General features: G+C 74.5%; 11 protein-coding genes. 7 read left to right on the top strand and 4 right to left on the bottom strand.

Features of this window, described 5'->3' with window-relative positions; translation table 11 throughout:
• Complete coding sequence (locus tag AB0E02_RS16925) at positions 1–1,041, top strand: TSUP family transporter (protein WP_362139852.1); 1,041 nt, start codon at positions 1–3, stop codon at positions 1,039–1,041.
• 170 nt (positions 1,042–1,211) lie between these two features.
• Entirely contained in the window at positions 1,212–2,417 is a 1,206-nt protein-coding gene (locus AB0E02_RS16920) for an FAD/NAD(P)-binding oxidoreductase (RefSeq protein WP_362139849.1), read from the top strand.
• A 45-nt stretch (positions 2,418–2,462) separates the two neighbouring features.
• On the opposite strand, the gene AB0E02_RS16915 is transcribed toward AB0E02_RS16920, so the two are convergent.
• Both AB0E02_RS16915 and AB0E02_RS16910 read right to left on the bottom strand, forming a co-directional pair.
• A complete protein-coding gene (locus AB0E02_RS16915) occupies positions 2,463–3,587 on the bottom strand; it encodes a MerR family transcriptional regulator (RefSeq protein WP_362139847.1) in 1,125 nt (374 codons plus the stop codon).
• Between the two features lie 87 nt (positions 3,588–3,674).
• Positions 3,675–4,994, bottom strand: coding sequence for an amidohydrolase (locus AB0E02_RS16910; RefSeq protein ID WP_362139844.1), 1,320 nt, complete (start codon positions 4,992–4,994; stop codon positions 3,675–3,677).
• Between the two features lie 188 nt (positions 4,995–5,182).
• Between AB0E02_RS16910 and AB0E02_RS16905 the strand changes: the two genes are divergently transcribed.
• The 4 genes from AB0E02_RS16905 to AB0E02_RS16890 all read left to right on the top strand — a co-directional run bounded on the left by AB0E02_RS16905 (position 5,183) and on the right by AB0E02_RS16890 (position 9,815).
• Positions 5,183–6,214, top strand: coding sequence for a methyltransferase (locus AB0E02_RS16905; protein WP_362139842.1), 1,032 nt, complete (start codon positions 5,183–5,185; stop codon positions 6,212–6,214).
• 144 nt (positions 6,215–6,358) lie between these two features.
• Complete coding sequence (locus AB0E02_RS16900) at positions 6,359–7,516, top strand: low temperature requirement protein A (protein ID WP_362139839.1); 1,158 nt, start codon at positions 6,359–6,361, stop codon at positions 7,514–7,516.
• A 357-nt stretch (positions 7,517–7,873) separates the two neighbouring features.
• Positions 7,874–8,707, top strand: a complete 834-nt coding sequence (locus AB0E02_RS16895) for a hypothetical protein (protein WP_362139836.1) — start codon at positions 7,874–7,876, stop codon at positions 8,705–8,707.
• Positions 8,700–9,815 carry a P1 family peptidase gene (locus AB0E02_RS16890; RefSeq protein ID WP_362140060.1) on the top strand — a complete coding sequence of 372 codons (1,116 nt, stop codon included), beginning with the start codon at positions 8,700–8,702 and terminating at the stop codon, positions 9,813–9,815. Before AB0E02_RS16895 ends, AB0E02_RS16890 begins: the two co-directional genes overlap by 8 nt.
• Positions 9,816–10,027: 212 nt before the next feature.
• On the opposite strand, the gene AB0E02_RS16885 is transcribed toward AB0E02_RS16890, so the two are convergent.
• On the bottom strand, positions 10,028–10,744 hold the full coding sequence (locus AB0E02_RS16885) for a VIT family protein (protein ID WP_201803473.1): 717 nt from the start codon (positions 10,742–10,744) through the stop codon (positions 10,028–10,030).
• 84 nt (positions 10,745–10,828) lie between these two features.
• Between AB0E02_RS16885 and AB0E02_RS16880 the strand changes: the two genes are divergently transcribed.
• Entirely contained in the window at positions 10,829–11,461 is a 633-nt protein-coding gene (locus AB0E02_RS16880; RefSeq protein WP_362139834.1) for a YIP1 family protein, read from the top strand.
• Between the two features lie 67 nt (positions 11,462–11,528).
• Here the strand turns inward: AB0E02_RS16880 and AB0E02_RS16875 are convergent, their stop codons facing one another.
• Positions 11,529–11,843: a hypothetical protein gene (locus tag AB0E02_RS16875; RefSeq protein ID WP_362139831.1), complete on the bottom strand. Its 315-nt coding sequence runs from the start codon at positions 11,841–11,843 to the stop codon at positions 11,529–11,531.
• Positions 11,844–11,927 lie beyond the last annotated feature (84 nt).

Here is an 11,927-nt window from a genome sequence, read left to right as displayed (position 1 = left end):
GTGTCCGTCCTCATAGCCGCCGCGGCGCTGCCGTGCGGGCTGCTGATCGGGCTGCTGCTGGGGGCGCTCGGCGGCGGCGGTTCGGTGCTCGCGGTGCCGGTGCTGGTGTACGTGCTGGGTCAGTCGCCGCACGAGGCGACCGCGGGTGCGCTGGTCGTCGTCACGGTCGGCGCGGTGACCGGGCTGCTCTGCCATGCCCGCGCGGGCCGGGTCCGGTGGGCGGCCGGCGTCACCTTCGGTGCCCTCGGTACGGCCGGCAGCTACCTCGGCTCCCGGTGGAGCGCGGCTGTGCCGCCCGCCGTCCTGATGGCGGCGTTCGCGGGGCTGCTGCTCGTCGTTGCGGCGCTGCTGCTGTTACGGAGCCGGAGCGAACGACGCGCGGCACGGTCGGCCCCGCTTCCCCGCCGATCGGCGGCCCAACCGGCCCGATCGGCCCAACCGACCCGACCGGCCCGATTACGCACTCCCCACCCGGATCGCCCGGGCCCCCAGGACCACCCAGACCACCCGAACCACCCGGGCCCCCCGGATCACCCAGACCACCTAGACCACCCGGACCGCCCAACTCACCCAGACCACCCAGACCACCCGGACCGCCCGACTCACCCAGACCACCCAGACCGCCCGAACCACCCGCCCCGCTCCCGCCCCCTGCACCCCGTCCTCCGCTCCGGCCGGGTCGCTGTGACCGCCTCCGCCGTCGGGCTGCTCACCGGGTTTTTCGGGGTCGGCGGCGGCTTCGTCGTCGTGCCGGCCCTCACTCTCGTCCTGGGCCTGGAGATGCCGGTCGCCATCGGCACGTCGCTGCTCGTCATCCTCCTCAACTCCCTTACGGCGCTGGTGACCCGGGCCGGTACCGGCGCCCTGGACTGGCCACTGCTGGCCGGCTTCGCAGCCTGCGCGGCGGTCGGCAGCCACCTGGGCAACCGCCTGACCACCCGGCTCCCCGCCCAGGTCCTGACCACCGCCTTCGCCACCCTCGTCACGCTGCTCGCCCTCACCACGGCAGCGGCCGCCGTCCCCCGCCTGTGGCCCCCGTAACCGCGGACACCCACACCAGGGCCGTCAGCAGGAACAGCAACACCAACAAGAGAACAAGAGCACCACCAAAAACAACGCCAAAAACAACGCCAGCAGCACCACCAACAACAGCAAGACCAGCAACAAGAACCTCAGCAACACCAACTCCCCACCCCCGCAGGAGGAAGCAGATGTCCACCGCCCCCGCCCGCCACCAGGTCCTCATCGTCGGCGGCGGCACCGCAGGCATCACCGTCGCCGCCCGGTTACGCCGGGCCGGGGTCACGGACATCGCCCTGCTGGAGCCGTCCGAGACGCACTGGTACCAGCCGCTGTGGACCCTCGTCGGCGGCGGGCAGGCGCCGTTGCGCGCCTCGCTGCGTACCGAGGCGGAGCTGATGCCGCCGGGTGTGCGCTGGCTGCGGGAGCGCGCCACCGGCGTGGATCCGGTGGCCCGTACCGTCAGTACCGCCTCCGGCCGGGTGCTCTCCTACGGGCGGCTGGTCCTCGCGCCCGGCCTGCACCTCGACTGGGACGGCGTGCCGGGGCTGGCCGCCGCCCTGGGCCACGGCGGGGTGAGCAGCAACTACCGGCCCGACCTCGCCCCGTTCACCTGGGACCTGATCCGCCGGATGCGGCGGGGCACCGCGCTGTTCACCATGCCGTCGGGACCGGTCAAGTGCGGTGGCGCACCGCAGAAGATCGCGTACCTGGCGGCCGATTACTGGCGCAAGCGCGGCGTGCTCGGCAACATCCGCACGATCCTGGTGCTGCCCGAACCGGCGATGTTCAAGGTCCCGGTCTTCTCGCGGGCGCTGACGGAGACGGCCCGGCGCTACGGCATCGAGGTGCGGCTGAGTTCGGAGATGACCCGCCTGGACGGTGCGGCGCGCGAGGCGGAGATCACCGATCACACCACCGGCGCCACGGAGACGGTCCGCTACGACCTGCTGCACGCGGTACCGCCGCAGCGGGCCCCCGAGTGGCTGGCGGACGGCCCGCTGGCCGACCCCGATTCCCCCCAGGGGTACGTCAAGGCCGATCGCGAAACCCTCCAACACCCGGATTTCCCCACGGTTTTCGCGCTGGGGGACGTGGCGGCGCTGCCCACCTCCAAGACGGGCGCGGCCGTCCGCAAACAGGCCCCGGTCGTGGTCGCCAACCTCCTCGCGGGTCTGCGCGGCCGCCCGGCCACCGCACGCTACGACGGCTACACCTCCTGCCCGCTGGTCACCGCACGGCACAAGATGCTGCTCGCCGAATTCGACTACGACCTGCGGCCCGCCCCCTCGTTCCCCTTCCTCGACACGACCCGGGAGCGGACCGACATGTGGTTCCTCAAGCGGTACGGCCTGCCGCAGCTCTACTTCAAGGGCATGCTCAAGGGCCTTGCCTAGCCGCGGCGTTGCCGTGCGCTACGCCGATGCCATCTCGGTCGTGCGCTACGCGGCCGCCACCTCGGTCGTGCGCTCCGCCCGTACGTCCGCCACCACGCATCCCACGTTGTCGGGCGCGCCCGCCGCGCGGGCCAGGGCGATCAGCTCCGTCACGGCCTCGTCGGGACCGGCGGCCGTGGCGAGCACCTGCTGGAGGGCCTCCGGCGGGACCACGCCGGTCAGGCCGTCGGTGCAGAGCAGGTACCGCTCACCGGGGCGGACCTCCAGGAGCGTCACGTCGGGGGCGAAGTCGGTGCTCGCGTCGAGGGAGCGCAGGAGCAGGGCGCGCTGGGGATGGGTGGGGGCCTCCTCGGGGGTGAGGCGGCCCTCGTCGATCAGGGACTGCACGAAGCTGTGGTCCTGGGTGAGGCGGATGAGGCCGGTGTCCCGCAGGACGTAGGCGCGGGAGTCGCCGATGTGCAGCAGTCCGAGCCGGCCGCCGCGCTGGAGGAGGGCGGTGAGCGTCGTACCGGTGGTGTCGGGCGTACCGCCGCCCGTGGGGCCGGCCGCCGACGTTGCGTCCCGGAGGGCCTGGTGGGCGCGCCCGGCCGCCTCCTCCAGCGCGGCCAGGAGGTCCGTCGGCGGCAGGTCGGGCCGGTCGTCGGCGTCGAGGTGGCGGAGGGCGTCGATGGCCGCGGTGGCGGCCGCGGCGCCGTCGGGGCCGTAGCCGTCGGCGACGGCCAGCAGCCGGTGGCCGGCGTGGGCGGCGTCCTGGTTGGCCGGGCGGACCAGGCCGCGGTCGGTACGGGCGGCGGCGCGCAGGGTCAGCGGCGTGGACGATGCGGTCATGGTGGTGGGGTCCTTCCTGGAGAGCTGGTCCACGAGGAAGGCGGCGAGGTCGCGGCGGGCTGCCGTGTCGGCCTCGACCTGCGTCCAGTACGCGGCGACCGCCTCGGCCGCCGCGGCCGGTGGCAGCTCGCACACCTCACGGATGCGGGCCAGCGGCATGCCGAGCCGGCGCAGCCAGGCGACGAGCCGGGCCCGTTCCAGCTGGGCCGGCGCGTAGTGCCGGTAGCCGCTGTGCGGGTCGACCCGGGCCGGGCGGAGCAGACCGAGCTCGTCGTAGAGGCGCAGGGCCTTCGGCGAGAGCCGGGAGGCGCGGGCGAACGCGCCGATGGTCAGCAGCTCCACGCCGCACCTCCCCTTTCCACGCCGTCCTCCTCGTGCCGGGCCCTTCGCCCGGCGCCACCGATGCTGGGGCTTCCCCCAAGGGCAAGGTCAATCGCCGGCCCGCGCACCGCCTCCCAGCTGGTTGAGCGCCGCCACCGTGAGTGCCTCGACGCCCATGGTGAGGGTGGGCCGGACGACCGGGGCGAAGTGCGGCGAGTGGTTGGAGGGGATGTCCTGGGCCAGCCGGCCGGCGGCCAGCGCGGTCCGGAAGGCGTCGGGGTCCCAGCCGCCCAGCCACCAGTAGTAGAGGGGCGCACCGGCCGCGGTCGCCAGCAGCCCGGCGTCCTCGCTGCCGGTCGCCGGGTCGTAGGCGAACAGCCGCTGTTCGCCGAAGAGTTGGGTGAAGTCCCGGTTGACCTGCGTCAGGAGGTCGGTGTCGTTGACGGTGACCGGGAAGGTGTCGAGGGTGGTGATCTGCGGGTCGCGGTCGGCGCCGGAGGCGGCGGCCTCGGCGCGGGCGATGCGCTCGATGGCGGCGAGGACGGCGGTGCGTACCGCCTCGTCGAAGGTGCGGACGCTCAGCCGTACGACGGCGCGGTCGGGGATGACGTTGGCGGAGTCGCCGGCGTGGAAGGAGCCGACGGTGACCACGGCCCGGTCCTTGGGCGCGACCTCGCGGGCCACCACGGTCTGGACGCGCTGGACGAAGGAGGCCGCCATCAGGATCGGGTCGATGGTGGTCTCGGGCCGGGAGCCGTGGCCGCCGGTGCCGTGGAAGGTGATCTCCAGGCTGTCGGCGGCGGCCATGCAGGCGCCGGCGCAGTACGCGATGAGCCCGGCGCCGAACGGGGCGACGTGCTGGGCCAGCACCACGTCGGGGGTGGGGACCAGGCCCTCGCTGTAGAGGCCGGCCTCGATCATCGCCCGGGCTCCGCTGCCGACCTCCTCGGCGGGCTGGAAGAGGACGACGAGGGTGCCGGACCAGTGCGCGCGGCCGGTGGCGAGCAGGTCGGCGGCGCCCAGCAGGCAGGTGACGTGCACGTCGTGGCCGCAGGCGTGCATCCGGCCGGGGACGGTGGAGGCGTAGTCGAGGCCGGAGTCCTCGGTGACCGGCAGCGCGTCCATGTCGGCGCGCAGCAGCACGACCGGGCCGGGGCCGTTGCGCAGCACGCCGGCGACGCCGGTCTTGGCGATGCCGGTGGTGACGTCGTAGCCGTGGCCGGTCAGCCGGCGGGCGACCTCGGCGGCGGTGCGGGTCTCCTGGAAGCCGAGTTCGGGGTGGCGGTGGAGGTCCTTGTAGAGCGCTTCGAGGTCCGGGAGGCGGTCGTCGAGGCCGGCGAGGACGGCGGCGGGCGCGGCCGCTTCCGCGCTGTCGGGTCGTTCTGCCGTGTCGGTCTTTCCGGTCGTGTCGCTGTCGCTGTCGCTCATACGCGCATTCGACCATGAACCGCCGCCCGCCATCGAGCGCCGGCCCACCCGCCGTACGCCCGCTGCCCTGGCCGGACTTAGCGGTTGGTCAGCACCGTCTCCGTGACACCACCGCCGGCTGCTGCAACCGTGGATCACCCGCCTGCGACCGTCGATCCGCAGGCCGAGCCGACGACCGGAGGCTGACGTTGGCCACCTCATCCCAGCGACCGACCGGCGCGCCCCAGGACCTCGCGGCCCACCTGATGGACCACGCCATGGGCCACCTCTTCTCCGCGGCGTTACGCACCGCGGCCCAGCACCGCCTCGCCGACCACCTCGCCGGCGGCCCGCGCACCGTCGAGCAGCTCGCCGCCGCCACCGGCACCCACGCCCCGCACCTGCGCCGGGTGCTGCGCTACCTCGCCGCGCGGGGCATCTTCCACGAGGACGCGACCGGCGCCTACCGGCTGACCCCGGCCGCCCGGCCGCTGCGCACCGACGTTCCCGACTCCCTGCACACCGCCGTCCTGATGGCCACCGACGAGCTGTTCCTGCGGACCTCGGCCGGGATGCCGGAGGCGGTACGGCACGGCGGCGCGTCCTTCGAGCGGCTCTTCGGCGCGCCGTTCTTCGACCACCTGGGGGCCCACCCGGGCACCCGGCAGCTGTTCGACGACGGGATGGCGTCGCTGTCCGCGCCGGTCGACGAGGCGGTGGCCGGCGCCTACCCGTTCCCCGGGACCGGCACGGTCGTGGACGTCGGCGGCGGCCGCGGCGGTCTGCTGCGGGCCGTGCTGCGCCGCCGTCCGCAACTGACCGGGGTGCTCTTCGACCAGGCACCGCCGCTGGCCCACCACCTGCTGGACGGCGACGAGTTGAAGGGGCGCTGGCGCACCCAGGAGGGCGATTTCTTCGCGGCCGTGCCCGAGGGCGGGGACGTGTACGTCCTCAAGCACGTGCTGCACGACTGGCCGGACGACCACTGCCGGCGGATCCTGCGGGCCTGCCGTGCGGCGATGACGCCCGGCAGCCGGCTGCTGGTCGTCGACTGCGTGCTGCCGCCGGGCAACGCCCCGCACTTCGGCAAGACCCTCGACGTGGCGATGATGGCGGTCCTCGACGGGCAGGAGCGGACCGCGGAGGAGTTCGCGACGCTGCTGTCGGCGGGCGGGTTCCGGCTGACACGGGTGCTGCCGACCGCGGCGTTCCCGTCGATCGTGGAGGCCGTCGCCGAGTGACCGCCGCGCCGCGCCCCCGGATGCCGCGCGACACGCCGTGCGCCCCTCATGGGCGGCATCCGCCGCCCGCGCTCTACTGATCACGTCCGCCCCGGCCGACCCGCCTTCCCGGCCGGCCGGCCCCGGCCGACGAGAGGAGCCGATGTGCCGGTCCGCATGCGCGCCCGCCACCGCGACGAGACGCACCGCGCCGCCACCCCGCTGGAGCTCTTCTTCGACCTGTGTTTCGTCGTGGCGGTCGCCCAGGCCGGCCGCCAGTTGGCGCACGCACTGGCCGAGGGCCACTGGGGGCACGGCGTGTCGGGCTATCTGATGCTCTTCTTCGCCGTCTGGTGGGCGTGGATGAACTTCAGCTGGTTCTCGTCGGCGTACGACACCGACGACCCGCTGTACCGCGTGGTGACGCTGGTCCAGATGGCGGGTGTGCTGATCCTGGCGGCGGGCGTGCCGCGGGCGTTCGTCCGCAGCGACTTCACGGTCATCTGGTTCGGCTTCCTGGTGATGCGGCTGGCGATGGTCGCCCAGTGGCTGCGGGCCGCCCTGGGCAGCGCGGGCGCCGAACGGCGGACCGCGCTGTGCTACGCCCTGGGGGTGACGGTGTGCCAGGTCGGCTGGCTGGGGCTGCTGGTCCTGCCCCGGGCGGCCGTGCCGTGGGTGTTCCTCGTCGTGGGCCTGCTGGAGCTGGCCGTTCCGGCGCTGGCGGAGCGGGCGTGGCAGACGACCTGGCATCCGCACCACATCGCCGAGCGCTACGGCCTGTTCACCATCATCGTGCTGGGCGAGACGGTCGCCGCGGCCACCCTCGCGGTGCAGGCGGCGCTGGACGAGCACGAGGAGCTGGGCAGCCTGCTGCCGATCGCGGCCGGCGGGCTGCTGGTGGTCTTCTGCGCGTACTGGATCTACTTCGCGGTGCCCATCCACCTCCATCTGCGCTCGAACCGCCAGGCGTTCGTGTGGGGCTACGGGCACTACCTGGTGTTCGGGTCGGCGGCCGCGGTCGGGGCGGGCATCGAGATCGCGGTGGATCAGGCGTTCGGGAAGACGCGGCTGTCGACGGCGGCGGCCGCCGCGTGCGTCACGGTGCCGGCCGCGCTGTTCATGTTCACCGTCTGGCTGATCCATTCCCGTCACCAGAAGCGCGGGCCGGCGCAGCAGCTGGTGCTGCCGGTGTCGTCCGTACTGGTGCTGGTGTGCACCTTCGCGGGCCGGTGGGCGGTGCTGGCGGCCGGGCTGGTGGCGTCGGCCACGGTCGCGGTGGGCGTCACCCTTACGGCCCGTCAGGGCACCGCTCTGGCGGAATAGGCCCGGACCGGCCCGAGGCCCCCCCGGCAGGGCGTCCCCCACAAGCGTGCCGAACGGCCGTACTGTCCGGACATCACCCTGATTCCGCATCAGATCCGGCCATCTTCGGGCCCGCCCCGGCCCCTGGTCGGCAACACAGGCCGCGCCGCCCGCCGGCCCATCCCCCGTCAATTACCCACCAATGGACCCCACTTCCCCGGGGCTCGCGCGGTTGTTCCCCCGGCTTCCACCCGGCCGGCGGAGGCGCCCCGACACAGACGCGGTAGGGTGCAGATTGCCCTTTTTATGACAGGGGGAGTCCCTTACGGGAGGCCCCGGAGGGCACGCCCACCGTCCGTACCTGAGGAGACGCCAGACATGGCCCGCCACGCCCAGACCCGCGCGCGGACGAGACTGTCCCGGCGCAGCAAGGCCGTGAGCGGTCTCGCCCTCTCCACGCTCGTCGGCACCGCCCTGTGGGCGTGGCCGGCATCGGGTGACGACCACGAAAGCCGGACCGACGCCAAGAGCACCATGTCCACGACGGCTTCCGGCCCGGACACGCCACGCACGCCCGCCGCCGCGGCGAAATCCGCCCCGAACGCCGCACCCGGCGTCCCGGCCGGCCGGCCCATCCCCGGCCTCAGCGACGCGGCCCGCAAGGCGATACCGGCCGACTCCCGGCAGGTGCTCGTCGTCACCGGCAAGGGCATGGATTCCTACGAGTCCCAGGTCGTCCTCTACACCCGCGCGGAGGACTCCGACACCTGGGAGCCGGGCCCCACGTGGTCCGCGCACAACGCCGCCCACGGCTGGACCGACGACCACCGCTACGGCGATCTGCGCTCCCCCATCGGCGTCTACGCCCTCACCGACGCCGGCGGCCGGCTGCCCGCCCCCGACGGCACCAAGCTGCCCTACGACCACAACGACAGCTTCGTCGCCGACGGCACCGGCGTGGAGGGCGAGCCGCTGGCCGGCGCCTTCGACTACGTCATCGCCATCAACTACAACCGCGAGCCCGGCACCTCCCCGCTGGACCCGCACCGCCCCTTGGGCGACTCCAAGGGCGGCGGCGTCTGGCTGCACGTCGACCACGACGGCCCGACCCAGGGCTGTGTGAGCCTCAAGCCCAAGGTGATGCGGGAGCTGCTGCGCACCCTCGACCCCGATCTGCACCCGGTCGTCGTGATGGGACCGGCCCATTACTGAGCAGGCCGCGGCCGCCGGGCTCCCCGCCGGGCCGCGGGACGCGCTGACCGACGTCCCCGGCCTGCGGGTCGGCCACGCCCGGCGGGCCGGCGGGGGCGCGCTGACCGGCACCACCGTCGTCCTCGCCCCGGAGGGCGGCGTGGTCGCGGCCGTCGACGTGCGCGGCGGCGGCCCGGGCACCCGGGAGACCGACGCGCTGGACCCGCGCAATCTCGTGCCGCGCATCGAGGCGGTCGTCCTGACCGGCGGCAGTGCCTACGGTCTTGACGCCGCGTCCGGTGTCGTCGGCTGGCTGGAGGACCACGGCCGCGGCTTCCGCGTCGGCCCCGACCCCGCCCAGGTCGTACCGGTCGTCCCGGCCGCCGCGCTGTTCGACCTGGGCCGCGGCGGCGACTGGCGGGCCCGCCCGGACGCCGCCCTGGGCCGCGCGGCCGCCGAGGCCGCCGCGGCCACCGGCCCCGGCGCACCGGTCGCCGAGGGCAACACGGGCGCCGGCACCGGAGCCGTGGCCGGTGGCTTCAAGGGCGGCACCGGCACCGCGAGCGCGGTCCTCCCCTCGGGCGTGACGGTCGCCGCGCTGGCCGCCGTCAACGCCGCGGGCTCGTTCGCCGATCCCCGCACCGGCGCCCTCTACGGCCTGCCGGACGCGGCCCCGCCCGTCCCCGAGGTGCACACCGCCGCCCTCCGCCGCCTGGCCGAGGCCCGGGAGACATCCGCGGCCCGCTTCGCCGCCTCGGTCCGTCCGCCGCTGAACACCACCCTCGCCGTGGTCGCCACCGACGCGGTACTCACCCGCGCCCAGGCCCAGAAGCTCGCCGGCGTCGCGCACGACGGGCTGGCCCGCGCGCTCCGCCCGGTGCACCTGCTCTCCGACGGCGACACCGTCTTCGCGCTGTCCACCGCGGCCCGCCCGCTGGTCCCGGACGCGACCGCCGCCACCGACCCCGCCTTCGGCGTCCATGTGGAGGCCGGTGCCCTGAACGACATACTGGCCGCCGGTGCGGACGTCCTGACCCGCGCGGTGGTGCGGGCCGCGCTCACCGCCCGGACGGTGGACGGCCCCGGCGGCTGCTTTCCCTCGTACGGGGACCTGTACGAGGGCGGCTGAGCGCCCCTTCGGGGTGCGGAGGGTTTCACCGGGCAACGGTGAACCGGGCGGACGCCGCCTCCCCTCCTACCGGGACCTGTACGAGGGCGGCTGAGCGCCACTCCGGGGTGCGGAGAGTTTCACCGGGCGACGGTGAACCGGGCGGACGGCCGCGTCCCCTCGTACCGGGACCGCCACGAAGGCGTCCGAGCGACCTTCCAGGGGCGCCCGCGTCAGGCGCCGGCGGCGCCCAGCAGGGTGCCCGCCGCGTAGGTGACCGCCATGGCCAGGGCGCCGCCGCCGGCGTTCCGCAGTACCGCGCGGCCGGGCGGCGCGGCACCCAGCCGGGCGCTGGACCAGCCGCAGACCGCCAGTGCGACCAGCACCGCCACCACCGTGATCCACAGCCGGTGCGCGGCGGGCGGCAGCACGATCGCGAGCAGCGGCAGCAGCGCCCCGGCGGTGAAGGCGAGGAAGCTGGCCGCGGCCGCGTGCCAGGGGTTGGTGAGTTCGTCGGGGTCGATGCCCAGCTCGACCTCGGCGTGCGCGCGCAGCGCATCGTGTTCGGTGAGCTGCTCGGCGACCTCGCGGGCGAGCTGCCGCTCCAGCCCCTTGCCCTCCAACAGGTCGGTCAGCTCGACCAGTTCGGCCTGCGGTGCGGTCGCCAGCTCCCGCCGTTCCAGGGCCAGCGCCGCCTTCTCCGAGTCACGCTGGGTGGACACCGAGACGTATTCGCCGGCCGCCATCGACATCGATCCGGCCAGCAGCCCGGCCAGACCGGCCGTCAGCAGAGTCGCCCGGTCCTGGGTCGCGCCGGCCACCCCGACGACCAGCCCGGCGGTGGACACGATGCCGTCGTTGGCGCCGAGCACCGCCGCCCGCAGCCAGTTGAGCCGGCTGCCGAGGCCGCCGCCGTGCGCCTCGTCGTGCTCCGGAGTCTGCAAGGTCACCTCCTGAGGTTCTCACCTGTATCCCTTGTGCCCCGCCCGACGCCCCCGCCGCACCCCGGTTCGGCCGGTGGTAGAAACGGCCGTATGTCCGCACCGCCCCCCTCCCGCCCTCCCCAACACCCGCCGCCCACGCTCGTCCAGCCGGCTCCCAAGGCGCCCGCGGCGCCCGCACCACGCCGCCGGCTGTGGTGGCACCGGCTGATATTCGGGCTCTGGTACCGGCCGGTGGAAGTCCTGGACGAGGCGCGGGACCGCAGCGCGTGGAGCGCGGCGGTGCTGCTGTCGTTGATCAGCGGCGGCATCGGGGTGCTGTCGGTGGACGCGTTCCGCGGCCAGTGGGCGGCCGACCGCTCGGCCGCGCTGCAGCTCGTCGGGCTGGCCGAGGCCGGGGTGCTGGTGGCGAGCCTGGCACTGGGCGCGGTGACCCATGCGATAGCCCGCACGCTCGGCGGCAGCGGCCGGTTCGCGCCGACCGCGAGCCTGTTCATCGTGCTCTTCTGGGTGACGGACCTGCCGCGGCTGGCGATCGTCGCCTGGCTGCCGACCGACGCCACCTTCGTCCAGGCCGCGACCTGGACGACCTGGGGCTTCGGCTACGTCCTCGCGGTGCTGCTGATACGCGGCCAGCACCACCTGCCGACGGGGAAGTCGGCGCTGTCGGTGACGGTGCAGATGCTGGCCGCACTGGCCCTGCTCAGGCTGGGCCCGGTCCGCTGAGCCGGGCCGTCTCTCCCTCGTCCGCCCCCGGGGCCGGCCGGTGACGGTCCGGCCCCTGCGGCACCGGTCAGCTGCGGCTGGTCAGCTGCCGGACGAGCTCCTCGAACGCCTCCCGCTCCGCGGTGCTCAGCTCCACGCACTCCGCCGGGGGCCCGGCCGGCCCGGTCTGCCGGGGCACCGAGCCGAGCAGCTCCGGCGGTTCGGGGAGCCGCTCCGGGCCGGGCGTCGCGTACCGCATCCGCATCTCGCGCCGGTCGCGCCGCATGGCCGCCTCGTACCGGCCGTTCCGCAGCAGTCTGACGATGGCGACGACCCAGAGCACGGCCACCGCGAGGAGCACGCCGAGGCCGATCTGCTGCAGAATCGATACGGAGGGGAGCATGCGGTCCTCCAGGACGTATGAGGCGCTGGGCTAGAGCCAGTAGACACCACGCATCCACGGTTACAACAGAGGATCTTGGGACTT

Source organism: Streptomyces sp. NPDC048196 (assembly GCF_040652715.1).
GTDB lineage: Bacteria > Actinomycetota > Actinomycetes > Streptomycetales > Streptomycetaceae > Streptomyces > Streptomyces siderophoricus.
The sequence above is the reverse complement of the archived record's forward strand: the minus strand, read 5'-3'. Positions and strand labels throughout refer to the sequence as shown.

Bases quoted from the DNA above. Each gene is read 5' to 3' on its own strand.
- AB0E02_RS16920 (WP_362139849.1), top strand. From the start codon at position 1,212: ATGTCCACCGCCCCCGCCCGCCACCAGGTCCTCATCGTCGGCGGCGGC.
- AB0E02_RS16910 (WP_362139844.1), bottom strand. From the start codon at position 4,994: ATGAGCGACAGCGACAGCGACACGACCGGAAAGACCGACACGGCAGAA.
- AB0E02_RS16895 (WP_362139836.1), top strand. From the start codon at position 7,874: ATGGCCCGCCACGCCCAGACCCGCGCGCGGACGAGACTGTCCCGGCGC.
- AB0E02_RS16880 (WP_362139834.1), top strand. From the start codon at position 10,829: ATGTCCGCACCGCCCCCCTCCCGCCCTCCCCAACACCCGCCGCCCACG.
- AB0E02_RS16875 (WP_362139831.1), bottom strand. From the start codon at position 11,843: ATGCTCCCCTCCGTATCGATTCTGCAGCAGATCGGCCTCGGCGTGCTC.